Genomic DNA, 21,024 nt, shown 5'->3' on the forward strand with positions numbered 1-21,024 from the left:
GATCCAGACGGCGAACGGCCCGGTCCTCGATGAGGGCCGGGCCGTTTCCGCGTGGTGACGCGTGAGCTGAAATCGCTCAGGCGTTGGGACGCTTGCCGTGGTTGGCTGCGTTCTTCTTGCGGCTGCGCTTCTTACGTCCGCGCTTACCCATGACGGACCTCCTTCTCCTGATTCACGTGCGTCGGCCATTGTTTCACGTCCACAGCCCGGTGTGTTAATCGTGCGCACTCGCGACGTACGATCGGACCATGCCTGAAGACGTCGTCGCTGAAATCGTCGCCACCGTGCTCGAAGTCTCTGTGGACGCGGGAGCCGAAGTCGCGACCGGCGACACCCTGGTGCTCCTCGAGTCGATGAAGATGGAGATCCCGGTCGTGGCCGAGGACCCGGGGACCATCGACTCGGTGCAGGTCAAGGTCGGTGACGTGATCCAGGCAGGCGACGTCATCGCCTCCTACCGCGACTGATCCGTCCCCGTGGCGACTCTCACCGAACTGCTCGCCGAGCACACGACGCTGTCCGACGAGGCCGCCGCACATCTGCAGCGCCTGGTCGCCGAATGGCAGTTGCTCGCCGACCTCTCCTTCGCCGACTACCTGTTGGCCGTCCGCGGCGACGAAGGCGAATTCGTGTACGTCGCGCAGGTGCGACCCAACACGGCGTCGACGGTGTTCCAGCACGACGAGGTCGGACACCCGGTGGAGGACACCGAGAGCGCACAGGGCGCCAACCCGCTGATCCATCCGGCGTTCGCGACCGGCCGAATCATGCAGGAGGGCCTCGCCACCCGCTACGGGAACCTGCTCGTGACCCGGGTGGCGATTCCGGTGACGTTCGAGGGCCGGGTCATCGCGGTTCTCGGCAGGGCGGTCGAGGCGTCGGAGACGCGCCCGCCGTCGCCCCTGGAGGCCGCTTACCGCGACGCTGCGCAGGCTCTGTGCGAGATGGTCGTGGAGGGGACGTTCCCACTCGACGAGGCCAACACGATGGGCTTGTCGACACCGCGCGCCGGAGACGGCTTCGTCCGGCTCGGGCCCGCGGGTGTCGTCGAGTACGCCAGTCCGAATGCGCTGTCGGCGGTCCACCGCATGGGGTGGACGACGGATCTGTCCGGAGTGGTCCTGGCTGACCTGTTTCGACGGCTTCTCAACGACCCGTTCGAGTCGACCGACGCCGCGGCGATGCTCGCGATGGCTGCGGGCGCCGCGGACGACTCCGACGTCCCCGTCCGCGGACTCCGCATGGAGTTCGACGCGCGGCGGGCCACGGTCCTGGTCCGGGCCGTGCCCCTCCGGTCACGCGGTCGTTCACAGGGCGCCGTGCTGCTGATCCGCGACGTCACCGAGGTGAAACGGCGTGACCTGGCGTTGATCAGCAAGGACGCGACGATCCGCGAGATCCACCATCGCGTCAAGAACAACCTCCAGTCGGTGTCGGCGCTGCTGCGCCTGCAGGCGCGTCGCTCAAACAATCCAGAGACGTCCAAGGCGCTCGAAGAAGCCGTGCGCCGGGTCGGGTCGATCGCCCTGGTGCACGAGATGCTGTCGGGCAGCGTCGACGAAGAAGTGGACGTCGACGCGATCGTCGACAGGGTCGGCACGTCGATCGTCGATGTCGCGCTACCGGACGGCGGTGGGTCGCGCGTCGTCGTGACGCGAGTGAGCCGCTTGGGCGTCCTCGCGGCCGACCTGGCGATGCCCCTCGTCATGGTGCTCACCGAAGTGCTGCAGAACTCGATCGAACACGGTTTCGCGACGGGACAGAAGGGCGCGCGGATCGTGATCGACGCGGAGCGTGACGTGCGGTCGTTGGCCGTGCACATCACCGACAACGGTCAGGGGCTGCCGGACGGCTTCGACCTCGAGAAGTCTGACCGCCTGGGACTGCAGATCGTGCGGACTCTCGTCTCGAACGACCTCGGCGGACAGATCCGAATCGGTCCGTCGCCGGACGGAACGGGCACACGTGTCGACCTGACCATCCCCTTGCACTGACACGCCCTCGCAATGACAAAGACCCCGACCGGAGAATCCGGTCGGGGTCTTGTTCGACGTGCTGCAGGTCAGACGGCGCTGCGGGCGCGGGTGCGCGCGTTGCGGCGCTTGAGCGCGCGACGCTCGTCTTCGCTCATGCCACCCCAGACGCCTGCGTCCTGGCCGGTCTCAAGTGCCCAGGACAGGCAGTCGGCGGTCACCGGGCAGCGCTGGCAGACGAGCTTCGCGTCTGCAACCTGAGCAATGGCCGGTCCGCTGGTGCCGACCGGGAAGAACAGCTCGGGATCCTCATCGCGACAGATGGCCTTGTGACGCCAATCCATGACAAAACTCCTTCAAAAATGCATCGCTGTGCGCAGGGCACACGAAATCACGTCAGTTCGTATTGTGTGGGCTGCAACGAGGAATCCTCCTCGATGTCTGAGCGGGGCGGCGCGCAGAACTGGGGGCCGGTCGTTGCGGTCACTATCTGTTGTACTACTGTGCACCGACGTTTGGCTATAGGTCGCCAGCGAATGCCGGATACGTCACAAGGGGTTGGCATCGTGGCCAACGTATGTCTACCGGCGGGTAACTAGTGGGTTACGAGCCAAGCGGAGGCGCCACCACGTCGAGCACATGCCGACGGTGACCGAAGTCGAGTGAGGTGTATTCACCCAGGTAGTCGCCGTCCATCTGGACATCGGCCGGCTTGTCGCTGCGGAATCGGACCCACTCGACGTCGTCGTCGCGGAACACGTGCTTGGCGGTCGGTTCCACACCGCGGAGAAGTTTGGAACCCAGCACGATGTTGCGGGGGACTGACACGGATGTTGCTGCGAAGATGCCCAACCCGTGTTCGAAGTCGGTGCCGGGGTTCGTCCGGATGGCGCGGGTGCCCAGGTACGTCCAGGGCCCGGTGTTGCTGACAAAACCGAACCGCACCCCCTCGACCGGTTCATGGTCGGGAACTTCGACCGTGAACGACGGAGGTGTCACCGAGGGACGGAAGAACGAGCCGACAGTGGTCCGCAGATAGCGGCCGGCCGTCGCGCGCCGACCCTTGTGCCGCAGTTCTTCCATCCGCCGCACGACGATCGCGTCCATGCCCATTCCCGCGTTGAACAGGAACCAGCGGTTGAGTGTGTGGCCGAGGCTGATCGGCCTGCGGGCACCGGAGTCGAGAAGGGTCATCAACTGTGCGGTCGCGGCCAGCGGGTCCCGGCTGACTCCGAGGGCCCGCGCGAAGACGTTCGCGCTGCCGCCCGGGACCACGCCGAGCGCGGGCAGCGACGCGGAGTCAGGAGTGTCGGCGTCCGGCGCGCCGAGGATGCCGTTGGCGACCTCGTTGACCGAACCGTCGCCGCCGTGCACCACCACGGCGTCGTAGCCCTCGCGGACGGCCATCGCGCCCAGTTCGCCCGCGTGGCCTCGGTGCGTGGTGCGTTCGACGTCGACGCTGAACCGGGAGTCGAGCGTGTTCGCCAGCGCATCGCGACCCTCAGCGGTGGTGAAGGTCGCATACGGGTTGGTGATCAGCATGACACGCACGGCTCCACACGATATCGGCTGCGGGGCCGGTGTCCCAATCGGCGGGAGTCCGACCTACTCTTGAGTATGTGAGCAGTACCGATCCCACGCCCGAGTCCGCCGTCGTTCCGTCGACGCTGCGCTGGGCCGGATGGGCCATCGCAGCAGAGGGTCTCCTCGGCCTCATCGTCGCCGTGGTCTACGTGGTCCGCGAAGCCACCGGCCACCACGAGGAGTCGATCAGCGGGTACGGCACCGCCGTGTGGTTCACCGTGATCGGCGGCGCCGTGATGGCGGGCGGGATCGGCTTGAGCCTCGGCAAGCGGTGGGGTCGCGCGATCGGTGTGATGGCGCAGATCCTTCTGCTCCCCGTCGCGTACGCCCTGCTGACGAGCAGTAACCTGCCATCGATCGGCGCTCCCGTCGGAATAGTCGCGCTCGGTGTGCTCGGCCTGCTGTTCTCGCCGCCGTCGTTGCAGTGGCTCAACGCCGAATCGCTGCCGCCGGACGCCGAGGAGTAGAGGCCCGATGTGGGCCGTGCCACGCGATGCCCCTTGTGTAACCGGGTGAACGTATGGTTGGGGCCATGACGCGCACTCTCGCCATCGCGAACCAGAAGGGCGGCGTGGCGAAGACCACGACCACAGCGTCGGTCGGGGCAGCGCTCGCCGACCAGGACGTCTCGGTCCTCGTCGTCGATCTCGACCCCCAGGGCTGCCTCACCTTCTCCCTCGGACACGACCCGGATCAGATCTCGAAGTCGGTCCACGACGTGCTGATCGGCGCCGAGGACATCGCAGACGTCCTCCTCGACACCAACGACGGCGTGACCCTGCTGCCCGCGACGATCGACCTCGCGGGTGCGGAAGCGCTGCTCCTGATGCGTCCGGGCCGTGAGTACGCACTCAAGCGAGCGCTCGCCGAAGTGGCGCAGGACTATGACGTGATCCTCGTCGACTGCCCGCCGTCGCTCGGCGTCCTGACTCTCAACGGACTCACCGCGGCCGACGAAGTCGTGGTTCCTCTGCAGTGCGAGACCCTCGCTCACCGCGGAGTGGGGCAGCTCCTGCGCACCGTCACCGAGGTGCAGCAGATCACCAACCCGAACCTGACGATGCTCGGGACCGTGGCGACACTGTTCGACGCGCGAACCACACACAGCCGTGACGTCTTGGCCGACGTGTCGGACCGGTACGACATGCCGGTCCTGAACCCGCCGATCCCGCGCACTGTGCGTTTCGCGGAGGCCTCGGCGTCCGGTGCGTCGGTGATGCGCGGACGCAAGAACAAGGGCGCCACCGCATACCGCGAGCTCGCCGACAATCTGCGGGCATACTGGAACGGCGCGGACATCGCGACGTACGAGCTCAGCGAATAGCCGCTACGAGAGGGCGGCGATGACCGGGCCGCGCTGTTCGACCACCCACCGTCCGAGGACTCGGACGGCGACGGGATGCGTGCCGTCTGTGTCGTAGCCGCCGCGGTCGACCCTGATCGTCCGGACTTCGCGGCCGTCCGACAGTTGGCGGACGCTGATCCGCCCGGGCATGGGGAGCAACAGCTCGCCCGCCATCACCGATCCCGGGCCGACCGTGCCCGGGATCTGGTACATCGGGACGGTCGACGTGCCGTCGAGGACAACGGTGCCCGTTCCCGTCCAGACGGTGATCACGCCGGAGTCGACGATGGGAGCGGTCGACGTGGGCAATGCGACGTCACCGGCGACGGAGTGCGCCGACACGGGTTCGGCCTGCGGCGAGTACACGCGGATCCGGGGGCCGGACGGCCGTGTCGCCTCCCCGGTGTCGTCCACGCCGCCGTCGTACACGGCGAACGCCTGGTTGCTGCCGCCGATGATCGCGGGCGCCGGGCCGTGCGACGTGGACGTCAGCATCGTGGTGCCCCACTGGATGATCCGCTCATCGGAGTCCTGATCGGTGCCGATGACGGTCAACCGGTAGCCGAGGTCGCCGTCGCACCGTTCGACGATGCCGACACGGCTTCCTCCGGGCACCGCGGAGTAGAGGTGACAGTTGGTCCGGCCGGGGGTCTTGCCGGGGTTCACGAGCGCCGATCGGCCGTATTCGATGCCGCGGACGAGATTGGTCCCCCACGTCTCCAGGCGAGTGCCGCCTGCCGAGACGACGTAGTCGCCGTCGTACGAGAGTGTGACGTCGTCATCGGCGTCACTGGTGCGGCTGCCGGACCGAAGGCCGGTGTCGCCGCGGAGACCGGTCACCTCGCTGCACCCGCGACTGTTCCGATAGACGGCGAGAACCTTGTCCGCGCCGCCCGGCCATGCCGCGAGCGCTGCGCACAGGTCGTCGGCGCGGCTGTACGACCAGCGAGACGCTCCGGTTGCGGGATCGTGTGCGGTGACTGTCCCGCCGTCGGCGGTGATCACCGATGCGGCTGTCAGCTGCGGGATCTTCGTCGCGGCCGACCGCGCCGTCCACACGGGTGTCAGGGCACGGGGACTCTCCTCGGCGGCCGCCGGAGTGGGCGGCGCCGACGCGGCAGTCTGCAGGTCGGTCTGCCGGGCGTCACTCATCGCCCACACCACCAGAGCGCCCACGACGACGAGGACGACGATCACCGCCGTCACGATCAGGTCGACGCGGGTCCGGCGCTCCGGCGGATGAGAATTCCCCATGCTGGAGACAGTACGGAAACAGTCAGTCCGACGCGCCGTCGGACGGCGCCGACGCCGCGGCGTCACCGGCGGGCTTGCCACCCGAACGGCGACGACGTCGGCGGGGGCGGCGCGGCTTGTCGTCGGTCGCCGACTCCTGCGCCGGTGCGGCGTCGTCGGACTCGGCGGGCGCCTGCGTGTCGGCAGACGACTCCGATGAGCTTGCGGACTCGCCGCCACGGGTGCGTCGACGGGTGCGGGTGCGCTCACGCTTCGGGCGGTCGGCCCGAGCCTCGCGACGTTCCTCCGACGTCTGGCGGGCGCCCTCGACGCGACCGTCGGCGTTCTCCGGGATCGACAGTTCTTCACGGAGGTGATCGGACGTCGAGTACGTCTCAACCGGCTCGGGGATGCCGAGTCCGAGGGCCTTGTTGATCAGTTCCCACCGGTGGATCTCGTCCCAATCGACGAGGGTCACCGCGATGCCGGTGCGGCCGGCGCGACCGGTGCGACCGATGCGGTGCACGTAGGTCTTGTCGTCTTCGGGGCACTGGTAGTTGATCACGTGAGTCACGTCGTCGATGTCGATGCCGCGGGCGGCGACGTCGGTGGCGACGAGCACGTCGACGGTACCGTCTCGGAACTTGCCGAGCGACTTCTCGCGGGCCACCTGGCCGAGGTCGCCGTGCACCGCGCCGACCTTGAAGCCGCGCTCGGCGAGATCATCGGCCACCTTCTGCGCGGTTCGCTTGGTACGGGTGAAGATCATCGTGGCGCCGCGGCCGTCGGCCTGCAGAATGCGGGCGACGAGCTCGGCCTTGTCGAGAGCATGTGCGCGGTACACGTACTGCTTGGTGCGCTCGTGGACGGCGGAGTCGTTCGCCTGCTCGGCGCGGATGTGCGTCGGGCGGTTCAGGAACGTGCGCGCCAGCGTCACGATCGGGCCCGGCATGGTCGCCGAGAACAGCATCGTCTGGCGGTCGGCGGGCAGCGCGCCCATGATTCGTTCGATGTCCGGGAGGAATCCGAGGTCGAGCATCTCGTCGGCCTCGTCGAGGACGAGGATGCCGACCTTTCCGAGGATCAGGTGGCCCTGCTGTGCGAGGTCGAGGAGACGGCCGGGCGTGCCGACGACGACGTCGACTCCGCCCTGCAGCTCCGCGATCTGCTGCTCGTACGGGCGGCCGCCGTAGATCGAGGTGATCTTCAACGGGCGAACGGCGCCGTCAGAGAGGGTCACGTCGACGCCCTTCGACGCCGTGACGAGATCCTCGGTCACCTGGACGCACAGTTCGCGCGTCGGGACGATGATCAGAGCCCGCGGAGTGGTGTCGAGGGCGCGCAGCCCGGACGCCTCGGCGGTCACCAGGCGGTGCAGCAGGGGGACGCCGAAGCCGTAGGTCTTGCCCATGCCGGTGCGGGCCTGACCGATGAGGTCGGAGCCTGCGATCGCGAGCGGGAGGGTGAGCTCCTGGATGGCGAAGGTGCGTTCTTTGCCGTCGGCGGCGAGTGCTGCGACGATGGCGCCGTCCACGCCCAATTCGGTGAAGGTCGGGGCCTGGTGATCCTCGTCGACGATCGTCGTCTGGATCGAGTCGTCCACGCTGGTGTCGGTTGTCATGTGCGGTTGTATGCCTCTCGTGTGCTGTGCACGCACACATCGGCTTCGCGGGGTCCTGCGGGGCAGGCCCTCGGCGTGGCATCTGCGGTGCGCGCTCAAGGTGTGACGCGGTCGTCTGGCCCGGCGGCGCCCGTTGAACTCGGCGCCAGAGCGGCGGGATTCTTCCCCACGTCTGGCCCGAGTGTACCGCCTTGCATACTGTTGCTCCCATGTCGAACACGTCGAACGCCATCGTCAAGCTCTACGAAGTCCTCCTCGCAGGCGAGTTCGCCGCGTGTTACCGGCTGATCGACGAGTCGGCGATGGCGCCGACGACCTCCGACCGAGTCGCGATCGCTCGCATGATCGCGGCCGAGATGGGCCACTTCGAGGAACTCTCCGCAGAGTTGGTCAAAGCAGGCGGTGATCCCGACGACGCGGTGGCACGACACGCCAAGGTCTTCGATGAGTATCACCGAGTCACCATGCCGAGCTCGTGGCTGGAAGCCCTGGTGAAGGTGTACATCGGCGATGGTCTCGCCGCGGACTTCTACGCCGAGCTCGCCCACGCGATGCCTGCCGAGACGCAGACCGTGATGAAGGCCGTCATGGAGAGCACGGGTTCGTCGGAGTTCGCGGTCACTCAGGTGCGTGCGGCGATCGCCGCCGATCCCGCTCTGCGGTCGCCGTTGACCCTGTGGGCACGGCGCCTGCTCGGTGAGGCGATCACTCACATGCAGTGGGTTCTCGCCGAAGAGGACGAGATGATGGATCTCCTCTTCGCCAGTGACGCGACACTCGCCACCGCGGCCACGTTCTTCGATGCGATCGCCGAACGGCACGGGCAGCGGATGGCCGATCTGAATCTCGCGTAGAGTCGGTCGCCATGAGCGTTGAGGTGAAGATCGGCATCGACAACAACCCCCGTGAGCTGGCTGTGAACGCCACTGCGGCCATCGACGACGTGCAGGCCAAGGTGGCTGCGGCCCTCGACGGCACGGACGCAGTTCTGGAACTCGTCGACGAGAAGGGCTCGCAGGTCCTCGTCCCGTCGTCGAAGATCGCCTACGTGGAGATCGGCAGCGCCGAGACACGCCGGGTCGGCTTCGGCGCCTGACCCCGTCCCCCTGACACCAAGAGACCGCCGGGTGCGCCCGGCGGTCTCTTCTCGTGTGTGGGACGTCCGAGTCAGCCGCGGCCCATCTCCTGCATCGGAACTCCCGACAGGCCGCTCCACAGAAGCGCCACGGTGGTCTCCACCGCAGCCGACTTGTCGATGGGGCGATTTGCCTCCACCCAGTAGCGGGCGTTCACCTGGCTTGCGCCGACCAGCCCCGCGGCGAGCATCCGGGACCGGTGCGGGTCGAGACCGGAGTCTTGCATGACGAGTCCGTAGACGGCGTCGACGCACGCGTCTGTCGCGCCCTCGACCCGGCGGATCACTGCCGGGTCCATCGCGTCGGAGGCGAAGATCAAGCGGTAGCCGGAGTTGTCGTCGTCGATGAAGTCGAAGAAGGCGTTGACTGCGGCCTGCACGCGCTGACGGTTGTCCGTGGTCGTCAGGAGCGCACTGTTCACGTCGGCGACGAGCTTCTCCGCGTGCGAGTCGACGACTGCGATGTACATGTCGAGCTTCGACGGGAAGTGCTGGTAGAGGACGGGCTTGCTGACGCCTGCGTGGACGGCGATCTCGTCCATGCCGGCTGAGTGGTATCCGCGCTCGACGAAGATCTCGCTCGCGGCGTCCATCAACTGGCGACGACGGGCACTGCGCGGGAGGCGGGTGCCTCCGCGGGTCGGCGCAGCAGAGCCTGCCGCGGCGACGGGTGATTTGGCTGTCGACATTACTGAAGAGTACTCGGTGCTCGTCCGGTTGCCGCAGAGACCGGGGCGACACCGCGCGGGGGTGGATATCGGGGAGTGGGCGGTACCTGTGAGAAAGTTGAGGCGTGACCGGTAGAGGAGACCCTGGGGTGTCGCGCCCCCGACGCCCGCGGCCTGATCAGCCGCTGCGTGCGCGGTGGGACCCGACAGCCGACGACGACTCGGCGGACGACGCCGAGTCGACCAATCCGTTCGCCCGGTTCGTGCGCACCTACGGCTGGCGCGCGTACGCGATCCCGGTGCTCGCGGTCTTGACGATCGCATTGCTGGTGGTGACGATCCGGGGCGGCGACTCCAAGGGTGACGGCACCGCGGAACCGGACCCGGACGCGCGGAACACCAAGGTCAGTGAAGAGACCCACGCGATCGGTGCGCCGACCGGCGACATCCAGGTGGACGCTCTGCCTGCGGGCGCACTGCCCGACGGGCCGCCGTTCACCACCAAGGGCACCACCGAGTTCCGCCTCGTCCGCGGAACCGGCCCTCGCCTGGGCACCGGGGGACAGGTCTACACCTACTCGGTCGAGGTCGAGAAGGGCATCGACCCGACGCAGTACAGCGGCGACCGATCGTTCGCGAAGATCGTCGACGCGACACTCGCGACCAACCGCAGTTGGATCGGAGACGGAAAAGTGTCGTTCCGCCGGGTCGATTCCGGCGAACCCAACCTGCGGATCTCGCTGACGTCCACGAAGACGGCACGTGAGTTGTGCGGCTACCAGATCAAACTCGAGACGTCCTGCTATTACCCGCCGGACAACCGCGTGGTGCTGAACGAAGCACGATGGGTTCGCGGAGCCACGGCATTCGCGGGAGACGACATCGCGTACCGCCAGTACCTCGTCAATCACGAGGTCGGCCACGGCATCGGATACGAGCACCACAAGCCGTGCCCCAAGAACGGTGAACTCGCGCCGATCATGATGCAGCAGACGTTCGGCACGGCGAACAGCGACATCATGGCGCTCGACCCGGACATGAAAGCGGACCGGTCCCTCGTCTGCCGACCGAATCCGTGGCCGTTCCCGACCAACCGGGAATGAGCCTTCCCCCGCTCGTCGCGCCGAGCGCTGAACTCTCCCGCGACGAGGTGGCCCGCTACAGCAGGCACCTGATCATTCCCGACGTCGGTGTCACCGGACAGCGCCGACTCAAGAACGCACGTGTCCTCGTGCTCGGCGCAGGCGGCCTCGGCTCGCCGACGTTGCTCTACCTCGCAGCCGCGGGAGTCGGAACGATCGGGATCATCGACTTCGACACCGTCGACGAGTCGAACCTGCAGCGTCAGGTGATCCACGGTGTCGCCGACCTCGGACGGCCGAAGACGCACAGTGCGCGCGACTCGATCGCGGCGGTGAACCCGCTCGTCGACGTCGTCGTCCACGATCAGCGTCTGGAAGCGGCGGACGCCGTGGAGTTGTTCGCGGACTACGACGTGATCGTCGACGGCGCCGACAACTTCGCCACCCGCTACCTGTGCAACGACGCCGCTGTTCTCGCGGGAAAGCCGGTCGTGTGGGGATCGATCTTCCGGTTCGACGGGCAGGTGTCGGTCTTCTGGCAAAACGCACCGGATGGGCGCGGGCTCAATCTGCGGGATCTGTATCCGCAGGCCCCGCCGCCGGGTTCGGTGCCGTCGTGCGCCGAGGGCGGAGTGTTGGGCGTCCTGTGTGCGTCGATCGGTTCGATCATGGCGACCGAGACCGTGAAGTTGATCTGCGGTCTCGGTGACTCGCTGCTCGGCAGGCTCATGGTCTACGACGCGTTGGCGATGACGTACCGGACCGTCCGTCTGGAACGAGACCCGGGGGGCGCTCAGATCACCGAGCTCATCGACTATGACGATTTCTGCGGCGTGGTCTCGGACGACGCCGCCGCCGCTGTGGTCGGCGCCACCTGGACGGCCCGTGAGCTGCGCGACGCGCTGGACGGCCCTGCTGCGCCCGCCGTCATCGACGTTCGTGAACCCGTCGAGTTCGAGATCAACAGGATCGACGGAGCGACGCTGATCCCGCTGGACGACGTCCTGTCCGGACGTGCGTTGGGAGACATCCCGCACGACCGCCGAATAGTCCTCTACTGCAAGACCGGTGTCCGTTCGGCGCAGGCACTCGCCGCGCTGCGCCGTGAAGGCTTCTCCGACGCTGTCCACTTGGGCGGCGGAATAGCGTCCTGGGCGGCGACTGTCGATCCGACCATGCCCGTCTACTGATCTGACTGCTTCGAAGCGCTGGTCGCGCGACGGCGCACGGGGCACGATGGAGGCAGAGGAAAGGGATTCGATCATGTGCCGCAACATCAAGCCGTTGTTCAATTTCGAGCCGACCGTCACCGACGACGAGGTGCGGGCAGCGAGCCTGCAGTTCGTGCGCAAGGTGTCTGGCTACAACGCGCCGAGTCAGGCCAACGCAGAAGCGTTCGAGCGGGCCGTCGACGAGATCGCGGGGATCACGCGGCGCCTCATGGATGAACTGACGACGGCCGCGCCCCCGAAGGACCGTGATGTCGAGGCCGCCAAGGCTCGCGAGCGCGCGGCCAAGAGGTATGCGACACAAGCGAGCTGACGTCGACGTGTTTCACGGTGTCGCTGCGCGATAACCACTCAATGCGTGGGTAGTCTGGCGACGTGACCACCATCGTCGAACCGCCCGCGCAGGTTCTGACCACGTTCGGACTGACCGCGCACCCGCCGATCGCGATGGAAGGTGTCGGCTGGCGGGTCGGCGAAGTGGTCTTGACGTTGGTTCCCGACCGCGCGCGTGCAGCATGGTCTGCGACGGCGCGCGAGAACCTGTACGTGGAGGGCATGCGCATCGCGCGCCCGATGCGGGCGTCCGACGGACGTTACGTGGTGTCGGGGTGGCGAGCGGACACGTACGTCGCAGGCTCGCCCGAGCCGAGACACGACGAGGTCCTGGCCGTCGCGGATCGCCTTCACGCGGCGACAGCGAAGCTCGAGCGGCCGCGTTTCCTCCTTCAGCCGCCCGCACCGCCGTTCACCGACGTCGACGTGTTCATCGCCGCCGACCGCGCCGCATGGGAGGACACTCCGCTCCGTTCGGCGAGAGCTGCGGGAATGCCGGAGCCCGAGTCGGAGGACGGCCGTCGAAGCCTGTCCGAACTGAAAACTCTCGCAGGCTTCCGTCGCCCCGTCGACCTGCCGTCCCAGTTGGTGCACGGCGACCTGTTCGGCACCGTTCTGTTCGCGGGAGCGGCGGCCCCCGCCATCACCGACATCGTTCCGTACTGGCGTCCGGCGTCGTGGGCGTCCGCGGTGATCGTCGTGGACGCCCTCGCCTGGGGCGGAGCCGAGGACGAACTCGTCGAACGCTGGTCGGACAACCGCGAGTGGTCGCAGATGATGCTTCGGGCCACCATGTTCCGTCTCGCCGTCCACGCGATGCACCCGCGTTCGACGTCCGGCGCTCTGCCCGGCCTGCTCCGGGTCGTCGACCTCGTCCGAATGATGGTGTAGCCCACTCCTCCTGCCCGTTGAGCAGGCGGACTCCTCCTGCTCGCTGAGCGAGCGAAGCGAGTCGAAGCGTCTTGTCGGCTACAGCCGAGCCGACTTCATCACGACCCGATCGTCGACGATCGGGACGCCTTCGGCGCGGAGCTTCTCGAGTTGGCGGGATCGGAGACCGGAGGCGGGACGGCCAGACGCGGGGACCACTCGATGCCAGGGCAGATCCGCCGAGTCGGTCCGCATGATCCAGCCGACGATCCGGGGGCTGGCGAGTCCGACCTCTGAGGACAGGTCGCCGTACGTCCGCACACTGCCGGGCGGTATGGCGGCGACGAGCGCCCGGACCGCCTCGACTTGATCCTCGGTGACCGGGGCCACAGTCAGATCTGCGCGATCAGGTCACGGACGAGTCGAGCTGTCACATCGGGCGCGAGGAACGGGACCATGTGCTCGGTGTCGACGTGATGGACTGTCACCGAACTGCCGCGTTCCTCCGCACACGCGGTCAAGAAGTCCGGGCGCACGAACGCCGGTTGAACACGATCGGCGACCACGACATGAGTGGGCAGGTCGGCCGGAGGAAGGGTAAAGGGTCGCGCCATCTCACTCCATGCGACCGCGGCGCCGGGGGCCGACACGCGCCAGGCCGTTCCGGAATCGGTCGGTGCCAGGTGCTCGGCGATCTCGGCATCGAGCATGTGTGGCGGGACGTTCTCCCATCCCTCCATCCGCTTGGCCGCGGCGGCCGCGGCGGCATCGGGATAACCCCAGTGTGCGAGGGACGACTCCGCGTACTCGCGGGCCGTCGCGGGGTCGAGGCCCTGGGCCGGATCGAGCAGGACCAACCCGGAGACCACATCCGGCCGGGCGTGGGCCAGCCGGATCGCCACGGCGCCACCGTACGAATGCGCTACGACCACAGCGCGCCGACCTGCGGGTACATGGGCGTCGATCACTTCTGACAGCGCCGCCACCTGGTCGGCGATCGCCCACGGCGGCTCCCACGAACTGGAGCCGTGGCCGAGCAGGTCCGGCGCGATCATCCGGACCTCGGGCAGATGGTCCGCAGCGAGGAACTGCCATCGTTTTCCGTGCCCGGTGAGCCCGTGCAGTGCGACGACGATCGGCGCGTCCGGTTCGTCCGAACCGATCAGGTGGGTGTGCATCGTCTGATGTCCGGTGGAGGCGTCGACCATGGGAGCCAGTCTACGGACGCGAACCCCGCGCAGAACTGTCGCAGGGCCGTGGTTCCATGTGTGCATGGCCCGCTCCGAGACTCGACTCATCGTCGCCGCCGCGTCGACGAACGTGGAGTTGCGAACCTGGCCCGACCATGTCGCTCCGGTGCTGCACGGGCCGCACGTCGCCGATCCGGCGAGGCCGTGGTACCCGTACCGCGTCCACGGGGGACCGGGCACCGGAAAGACGGCGCTCATCGTGGACGCCGCGGTGAATCGACTGATGGACCGGTCGATCGACCCGGAGTCGGTGCTGGTGTTGGCGGCCAATCGGCGGGCGGCCACAGCGCTCCGAGACGAGATCACCAGACGGGTCCTGTCCGCAGGCGGCCGCCTCGGCGGCGCACTGCGCGAACCACTGGTGCGCACTGTCCACTCGTACGCCTTCGCGGTCCTGCGTCTGCAGGCGCAGGCGCACGGGAATCCGCCGCCTCGACTGGTGACCGGATCGGAGCAGGACGTCGTCCTGCGCGAATTGCTTGCGGGCGACGTCGAGGACGGTGCGCACTACTGGCCTGCGTCGTTGCGTCCGGCGCTGACCACAGACGGGTTCGCGCAGGCGCTGCGAGACCTGTTGATGCGCGCTGCCGAACGTGGGCTCGGACCCGAAGATCTTGCCGAACTCGGGCAGCGATTCAACCGTCCGGAGTGGGTCGCGGCAGGCTACGCGTATCGCCAGTACGAGGAAGGGATGCTCCTGCGGGGCGCCGTAGGGCTCGACGCGCCCCTCGCGAGTGCAACCGCCGTCGACGCCGCCGAGCTCATCGGTTCGGCACTGTCGGCATTCGCGACAGACGACGGACTGCTCTCCGCACAACGACAGCGCATCCGCCATCTCCTCGTCGACGACGCTCAACATCTCGATCCGCAGGCCGCCAGGCTCGTGGAGGCGGTCGGCACCGGGTCGGACTCCACAGTGGTCGCGGCCGACACCGACCAGTCGGTGTTCGGATTCCGCGGCGCCAGCCCACGATTCGCCGACGATCTCGCAGGCGACGGTCTTCGCGACGTGATGCTCGACGTCGACCATCGGAGCAGTCCTCAGGTCAACGCCGTCAGCCGGGCGCTGGCTTCGCGCCTGCCCGGAGCACGTCCCCATCCGTTCCCCGTGGCAGGGGACGCAGCTGGTTCCGGACATGCGAGTGTGCGGGTGTTCTCGTCGACCGCGAAGGAGGCGACAGCCGTCGCCGATGCGCTGCGTCGAGCGCACCTGTTCGACGGGGTGGCATGGTCCGACATGGCGGTCATCGTCCGCTCCGTGCCTCGTGCGCTGCCCGCCCTGCGCCGCGCGTTCTCGTCGGCGGGAGTCCCGATGGCGACACCGACGAGTGATGTGCCGATCCATCGGCAGCGGGCCGTTGAGGCGTTCACTCTCGCGCTCCGTCTGGCGTCCGGTGGAACGATCGAGTCGGATGAGGTGATCGCCCTGCTGACCGGTCCGGTCGGCTCGGCCGACCCGGCTCAATTGCGTCGGCTACGGCGCGGAGTCCGACGGATCGACGACAAGGCCGGAATCGATCGCGACTCGTTGACGTCCCTCGCGCTCGCCCTCGGCGCGGACGGCGCCGCCGACGACTACCTCGACGGCATGTCCGATTTCGAGGCGATGTCGCTGAAGCAGGTCATCAAAGTCGTGGGCGCTGCCAGGCGCGCGGCTGCGGCAGGCGTCGGAGTCGAAGAGACCCTGTGGCGAGCGTGGCAGGCCAGCGGGCTGGAGCGGCGCTGGAGAGCGCGGTCGTTGCGCGGCGGACGCACTGGCGACCAGGCCGACCGCGACCTCGACGCCATGCTGTCCATGTTCGAGGCGGCAGGCGCGTTCACCGACAATCTGCCGTCGGCATCGCTCACCGAATTCGTCGACTATCTCGCTCAACTGCAGATCCCGCGAGAGTCTCGGGTGGCGGTGGCCGCGTCCGACACTGTCGCCGTGCTGTCGGCGCACGCGGCGTCCGGTCGTGAATGGGAGGTCGTCGCGGTCCCCGGGGTGCTCGACGGCCTGTGGCCGTCGCTGCGCAGCCGCGGCAGCATCCTGCACACGCCGGCATTGCTCGACCTCCTCGACGGTGTGGACGCCGACGCACTCGACTCCATCTCGCGCGGATCAGTGATGCTCGCCGACGAACGCAGGCTCCTGCTGGTCGCGTGCTCTCGTGCGCGGTCGAGACTGCTCGTGACGGCCGTCGAGGACGGTACAGGCGATGCGTCGCCGTCCCGGTTCATCCCGGAGATCGCCGACGCGCTCGGCGGGTACGGAAACGATTCGACCGACGAAGGCGCACCCGACGAGGTACCGCTCGATCCCGGCGTCTCTCGAGTGTTGTCACTCCCGTCGCTGGTCGCAGATCTGCGAGCGGCCGTCGTCGCGGGAACAGAACAGGTACTCGCAGGCATCGCCGACGGCCCCGATGAGCGGACGTCGGCCGCGGCGACGCTGATCGCTCGACTTGCCCAAGCCGGAGTTCCCGGCGCCGATCCGGCCGAATGGTTCGGGCTCGTCGGGCCGAGCACCGATGAGCCGCTGTGGACTCCGGACCGCGGGGCGCGGTCGCTGTCGCCGTCGAATGTGGAAGCCCTCAGCAGGTGCTCCCTCCGCTGGATGATGGAACGTCACGGCGGACGCGACGGTGACGCCGAACAAGCCGTCACCGGGACCCTCGTCCACACCCTGGTGCAGGCCGTCGCGGGCCGGATGGACCCGGCAGATGTGACCGCAGCGCTTCACGAGGTGTGGGGGCGGGTGAGTTCACCCGCCGAGTGGTACTCCGCTCGGGAACTCGAACGCGCCGAGGCCATGCTGACGCATTTCCGCGACTGGCTCCGGATCTCGCGCGGTGAACTCACCGAGTCGGGTGTGGAAGTCGAGTTGAGCGCCGACCTGCCGCAGGACTCGCCGGACGCCATGCCCGTCCGGCTGGTCGGCCGGATCGACCGCCTGGAGACCGACGACGCGGGACGCCCGGTGATCGTCGACGTGAAGACCGGCAAGACCGTGATCAGCGTGGCCGACGCGGGTCAGCATCCCCAGCTCGCCGCATACCAGTTGGCGCTGCTGCTGGGTGGAGTCGACGGGGTGCCCGCCACCCAACCGGGCGGCGGACGCCTCGTCTACGTGAACTCGGCGAACAAGAAGACGGGTGCTGCCGAACGACTGCAGGAGCCGCTGACACCGGAGCAGGTGACCGAATGGCTCGACGTGGTCCGCGACGCCGCGAAGTCGAGCGTCGGACCGATTTTCACCGCGACGCCGAACCCGGGATGCGGGCACTGCTCGCTGACGGCGGCCTGCCCGGCGAAGCTCCGTGGAAAGGCGGTGATCGATGACTGATTCTCGACTGCGCTCGAATAGCGGGAAGATCGGCGCTCGGTCGCTCGCCGCGGCGCTCGGTCTGCCGCCACCCACCGACGAACAGGTCGAGGTGATCGAGGCTCCGATGGAGCCGATGCTCGTCGTCGCGGGCGCGGGTGCGGGCAAGACCGAGACCATGGCGTCTCGCGTGGTGTGGCTTGTCGCGAACCAGCTCGTCGGGCCTGATGAGATCCTCGGTCTCACGTTCACACGCAAAGCGGCGAGCGAACTGGCCGCCCGCATCCGGCGCAGGTTGTCGATGCTCGCGGGCAGTCCGGCCCTTCTCGAATGGGATCCGAGCGGTTTGCTCGCGGCGCGTCTGCGCAGCGCCGACACCGAGGTCAGCACCTATCACGCGTACGCGGGAAGGCTGATCGCCGACTACGGACTCCTCCTGCCGGTGGAACCGACGTCGACGCTGCTCAGCGAGACCGAACTGTGGCAACTGGCGTTCTCCGTCGTCGCGTCGTGGCCCGGTGAGCTGACCACGGCGAAAGTGCCGTCGTCGGTGACCGAGGCGGTCTTGCGGCTGTACTCGGAGATCGCCGAGCATCTCGTCGACATCGCCGACCTGCAGGCGTCCGGGCACGACCTGTACACCCTTGTCGACACTCTCCCCAAAGGTCCTGGCCAACGCGCTGAGCCCAGTCAGAAACTGCGCGGCTACCAGGCTGTCATCGATGAACGCCGAGAGTTGATTCCGCTGGTCATCGCGTTGCGTGAGGCGATGACGGCGCAGGGCGCGCTCGATTTCGGCAGTCAGATGTCGCTCGCCGCACGTCTCGTCGCAACACACCCCGAGGTGGTCGCAGCGGAACGTTCGGGCATCCGTGCCGTGCTGCTCGACGAGTACCAGGACACCGGCCACTCGCAACGGATTCTGCTGTCGAAACTGTTCGGAGGCGTGCAGCCGACGGGAACACCGTCGATCGCGGTTACCGCCGTGGGCGACCCGATCCAGTCGATCTACGGGTGGCGTGGCGCGTCCGCGGCCAACCTGCCGCGGTTCGCGCTCGACTTCCCTCGCAACGACGGCACGGGAGCACACCGTCGTGAACTGCTGACCAGCTGGCGCAACTGCGACGCTGCGCTGTACTTGGCGAATCGAACGTCCGACGAACTCCGGCGCAGGGGTGTTCCGGTGAGCACGCTGCGTGCTCGTCCGGACGCGCCCGAGGGAACGGTCCGCCTCGCACTCACCGACACCGTCGTCGACGAACGCGTGTGGATCGCCGACCGCATCGAGGACTACTACCGGTCGGCCGAACGGGACTCGGTCTCGCCGCCGACCACCGCGATCCTGGTTCGGCGGAACGAGGACTCGGCGCCGCTCGCCGCGGAGCTCGAACGTCGTGGGATCCCCGCCGAAGTGGTCGGCATCGGCGGGCTGCTGCACGTCCCGGAGATCACCGACATCGTCGCGACGCTTCGTCTGATGGCCGATCCGATGGCGGGCACCGCGGCCATGCGACTGCTGACCGGCGCCCGCTGGCAGCTCGGAGCAGCGGACCTCGCCGCGCTGTGGCGACGCGCCAGGGAACTCGCCGCAGGCACTGGAGCGCCCACGACCGGCGCCGTCACGACGCCCGACGCACTGGGCGACGCTCTCGACGCGGCGCTGCCGGGTGAGGCCGTCGACTCGGCGGGGTTGTGCGACGCGCTCGCCGACCCGGGGCCCGAAGGGCGCTACAGTGCGGCGGGCTACGAGCGGATCGTCACGTTCGGCAAGATGCTCGAAGGCCTCCGTCGTCGCATCGGACAGCCGCTGCCCGAACTCGTCGCCGACGTCGAACAGACGACAGGAGTGGCCGTCGAAGCGCAGATCCGGGCCCGTCGCATGCGTGGACGTGTGACGGGTCGGGAGCATCTCGACGCGTTCGCCGACTACGTCACGCACTACTCCGAGCGTTCCGGCGCGACACTTCCCGGGCTGCTCGCGTTCCTCGACACCGCGGAAGTCGTGGAGAAGGGATTGGAAGCGGGTCGGGTCGAGGTGGCCGAGGAACGCGTCCAGATCCTCACGGTGCACGCGGCGAAGGGACTGGAGTGGGACGTGGTGGCGATGCCGCACGTCGCCGAGAGGATCTGGCCGAGCGGAAAGGCCGAGACCACGTGGCTGGGCTCGGCCCGGGAACTGCCCGCGTCGTTGCGCGGCGACCTCGCCGACCGGATCGGTGGGGAGGGCTACCCGCCGATCGACCTCGCCGGTCTAGCCGACCGGAAAGAGCTCGAAGCGGCCATCGACGAACACAAGGAAGCCGTCGCCGACCGCAGGCTCGACGAAGACCGTCGCCTGCTCTACGTGGCGCTGACCAGGGCGAAGCACACCTTGTTGGTGTCAGCGCATCACTGGTCGGAGACTGGGGACAAGCCGCGTGGCGGATCCCCGTTCTTCGTCGAACTGGCCGAACTCGTCGCCAGTGCCGCGGCCGGGGAGGTCGAGGGAGTGGACGCGACTGCATTCAGCGTCGACGTCGACGCGCCCGCACCCGACCCGGACGTCAAGAACCCGCTGACCGCGCAGCAGGTGTCGGTGAGTTGGCCGGTCGACCGCCTCGGGGAACGGCGGGCGCCGATGGCGGCGGCCGCCGACTTGGTCGCCGCGGCCCGCGCAGCACAGGGACTGTTCACCGTCGACGACGCCGACACCGACGATCCCGACGTCCTCGCGTGGCGCGCCGAGGTGGAGGTTCTCCTCGACGAGCATTCACGTGACCACGATCCGGTCGTCGACATCGAACTGCCTGGGCACCTGTCGGTGAGCCAGCTCGTGGAACTCGACACCGACGAGCAGGCGTTCGCAGCCAGACTCCGGCGTCCCGTTCCGTTCCGGCCCAATCCGCTCGCACGACGGGGAACCGCCTTTCACGCATGGGTGGAACGACGCTTCGGAGCCACCCGGCTGCTCGACATGGACGAACTTCCCGGAGCCTCCGATGCGGCGACAGGCGACGTCACCGATGACGAACTCGCGGTTCTGCGGGCCGCGTTCCTCGCGTCGTCGTGGGCCGACCGCACCCCGGTCGAGGTCGAGGTCGGCTTCGAGACCGTCATCGGTGAGACTGTCGTCCGCGGACGGATGGATGCGGTGTTCCGTGACGGAGACGACTGGCTGGTCGTCGACTGGAAGACGGGGTCGGTCCCCGAACCCGCCAAACGCGGATCGCTGTTCGTCCAGCTCGCCGCCTACCGAGTCGCGTGGGCGCAGCTCATGGACGTCGACATCAACCGCGTGCGTGCGGCGTTCCACTACGTGCGCCACGATGTGACGCTCGAACCGGACGACCTTCCAGACGCCGACGGACTTGCGGACATGCTGCGCACGCCGGGCAACAGTCAGTAGTAGCCTGACGCC

General features: G+C 68.1%; 20 protein-coding genes. 12 read left to right on the top strand and 8 right to left on the bottom strand.

What is annotated here, in order from left to right; translation table 11 throughout:
- Positions 1–76: 76 nt before the first annotated feature.
- A complete protein-coding gene (locus WFK36_RS22735) occupies positions 77–151 on the bottom strand; it encodes a 50S ribosomal protein bL37 (RefSeq protein WP_371865352.1) in 75 nt (24 codons plus the stop codon).
- A gap of 97 nt (positions 152–248) precedes the next feature.
- Between WFK36_RS22735 and WFK36_RS02770 the strand changes: the two genes are divergently transcribed.
- A complete protein-coding gene (locus tag WFK36_RS02770; RefSeq protein WP_008375858.1) occupies positions 249–467 on the top strand; it encodes a biotin/lipoyl-binding carrier protein in 219 nt (72 codons plus the stop codon).
- 9 nt (positions 468–476) lie between these two features.
- The gene (locus WFK36_RS02775) at positions 477–1,994 is read left to right on the top strand and encodes a sensor histidine kinase (protein ID WP_008375856.1); all 1,518 of its coding nucleotides are present in this window, start codon (positions 477–479) and stop codon (positions 1,992–1,994) included.
- A 68-nt stretch (positions 1,995–2,062) separates the two neighbouring features.
- Here the strand turns inward: WFK36_RS02775 and WFK36_RS02780 are convergent, their stop codons facing one another.
- Both WFK36_RS02780 and WFK36_RS02785 read right to left on the bottom strand, forming a co-directional pair.
- The gene (locus WFK36_RS02780; protein ID WP_008375855.1) at positions 2,063–2,317 is read right to left on the bottom strand and encodes a WhiB family transcriptional regulator; all 255 of its coding nucleotides are present in this window, start codon (positions 2,315–2,317) and stop codon (positions 2,063–2,065) included.
- Between the two features lie 259 nt (positions 2,318–2,576).
- Positions 2,577–3,524, bottom strand: coding sequence for a diacylglycerol/lipid kinase family protein (locus WFK36_RS02785; protein WP_008375854.1), 948 nt, complete (start codon positions 3,522–3,524; stop codon positions 2,577–2,579).
- A gap of 68 nt (positions 3,525–3,592) precedes the next feature.
- On the opposite strand from WFK36_RS02785, the gene WFK36_RS02790 reads away from it, so the two are divergent.
- Entirely contained in the window at positions 3,593–4,024 is a 432-nt protein-coding gene (locus tag WFK36_RS02790) for a hypothetical protein (protein ID WP_008375853.1), read from the top strand.
- Between the two features lie 65 nt (positions 4,025–4,089).
- Positions 4,090–4,881, top strand: coding sequence for a ParA family protein (locus tag WFK36_RS02795; RefSeq protein ID WP_336789476.1), 792 nt, complete (start codon positions 4,090–4,092; stop codon positions 4,879–4,881).
- Between the two features lie 3 nt (positions 4,882–4,884).
- Here WFK36_RS02795 and WFK36_RS02800 read toward each other — a convergent pair whose 3' ends face one another.
- Both WFK36_RS02800 and WFK36_RS02805 read right to left on the bottom strand, forming a co-directional pair.
- On the bottom strand, positions 4,885–6,156 hold the full coding sequence (locus WFK36_RS02800) for an Rv3212 family protein (protein WP_336789478.1): 1,272 nt from the start codon (positions 6,154–6,156) through the stop codon (positions 4,885–4,887).
- Between the two features lie 22 nt (positions 6,157–6,178).
- Positions 6,179–7,756 carry a DEAD/DEAH box helicase gene (locus WFK36_RS02805; protein WP_336789480.1) on the bottom strand — a complete coding sequence of 526 codons (1,578 nt, stop codon included), beginning with the start codon at positions 7,754–7,756 and terminating at the stop codon, positions 6,179–6,181.
- Between the two features lie 209 nt (positions 7,757–7,965).
- Here WFK36_RS02805 and WFK36_RS02810 point away from each other — a divergent pair, with 209 nt between their 5' ends.
- Positions 7,966–8,610 carry a ferritin-like fold-containing protein gene (locus WFK36_RS02810; RefSeq protein ID WP_008375849.1) on the top strand — a complete coding sequence of 215 codons (645 nt, stop codon included), beginning with the start codon at positions 7,966–7,968 and terminating at the stop codon, positions 8,608–8,610.
- 11 nt (positions 8,611–8,621) lie between these two features.
- Complete coding sequence (locus tag WFK36_RS02815; protein ID WP_008375848.1) at positions 8,622–8,852, top strand: DUF3107 domain-containing protein; 231 nt, start codon at positions 8,622–8,624, stop codon at positions 8,850–8,852.
- Positions 8,853–8,923: 71 nt separating this feature from the next.
- On the opposite strand, the gene WFK36_RS02820 is transcribed toward WFK36_RS02815, so the two are convergent.
- Positions 8,924–9,580 carry an HTH-type transcriptional activator FasR gene (locus WFK36_RS02820; RefSeq protein ID WP_336789483.1) on the bottom strand — a complete coding sequence of 219 codons (657 nt, stop codon included), beginning with the start codon at positions 9,578–9,580 and terminating at the stop codon, positions 8,924–8,926.
- 128 nt (positions 9,581–9,708) lie between these two features.
- Between WFK36_RS02820 and WFK36_RS02825 the strand changes: the two genes are divergently transcribed.
- The 4 genes from WFK36_RS02825 to WFK36_RS02840 all read left to right on the top strand — a co-directional run bounded on the left by WFK36_RS02825 (position 9,709) and on the right by WFK36_RS02840 (position 13,094).
- Positions 9,709–10,662 carry a DUF3152 domain-containing protein gene (locus tag WFK36_RS02825; protein WP_336789485.1) on the top strand — a complete coding sequence of 318 codons (954 nt, stop codon included), beginning with the start codon at positions 9,709–9,711 and terminating at the stop codon, positions 10,660–10,662.
- Complete coding sequence (gene moeZ / locus WFK36_RS02830) at positions 10,659–11,831, top strand: adenylyltransferase/sulfurtransferase MoeZ (protein ID WP_336789486.1); 1,173 nt, start codon at positions 10,659–10,661, stop codon at positions 11,829–11,831. The genes WFK36_RS02825 and moeZ overlap by 4 nt, the downstream gene beginning before the upstream one ends.
- A gap of 73 nt (positions 11,832–11,904) precedes the next feature.
- Positions 11,905–12,183 (top strand): DUF2277 domain-containing protein, encoded by a 279-nt coding sequence (locus WFK36_RS02835; RefSeq protein WP_040519255.1) that lies wholly within the window; start codon positions 11,905–11,907, stop codon positions 12,181–12,183.
- A gap of 62 nt (positions 12,184–12,245) precedes the next feature.
- A complete protein-coding gene (locus tag WFK36_RS02840; RefSeq protein WP_008375842.1) occupies positions 12,246–13,094 on the top strand; it encodes a TIGR02569 family protein in 849 nt (282 codons plus the stop codon).
- A gap of 78 nt (positions 13,095–13,172) precedes the next feature.
- On the opposite strand, the gene WFK36_RS02845 is transcribed toward WFK36_RS02840, so the two are convergent.
- Together WFK36_RS02845 and WFK36_RS02850 are read right to left on the bottom strand one after the other, a co-directional pair.
- Complete coding sequence (locus WFK36_RS02845) at positions 13,173–13,463, bottom strand: MGMT family protein (RefSeq protein ID WP_008375841.1); 291 nt, start codon at positions 13,461–13,463, stop codon at positions 13,173–13,175.
- A gap of 2 nt (positions 13,464–13,465) precedes the next feature.
- Positions 13,466–14,281, bottom strand: coding sequence for an alpha/beta fold hydrolase (locus WFK36_RS02850; protein WP_008375840.1), 816 nt, complete (start codon positions 14,279–14,281; stop codon positions 13,466–13,468).
- Positions 14,282–14,345: 64 nt separating this feature from the next.
- Between WFK36_RS02850 and WFK36_RS02855 the strand changes: the two genes are divergently transcribed.
- Together WFK36_RS02855 and WFK36_RS02860 are read left to right on the top strand one after the other, a co-directional pair.
- Entirely contained in the window at positions 14,346–17,648 is a 3,303-nt protein-coding gene (locus WFK36_RS02855; protein ID WP_336789491.1) for an ATP-dependent helicase, read from the top strand.
- Positions 17,641–21,012: an ATP-dependent helicase gene (locus WFK36_RS02860; RefSeq protein ID WP_336789493.1), complete on the top strand. Its 3,372-nt coding sequence runs from the start codon at positions 17,641–17,643 to the stop codon at positions 21,010–21,012. Before WFK36_RS02855 ends, WFK36_RS02860 begins: the two co-directional genes overlap by 8 nt.
- Positions 21,013–21,024 lie beyond the last annotated feature (12 nt).

The organism is Gordonia malaquae, assembly GCF_037148075.1.
Lineage (GTDB): Bacteria > Actinomycetota > Actinomycetes > Mycobacteriales > Mycobacteriaceae > Gordonia > Gordonia malaquae.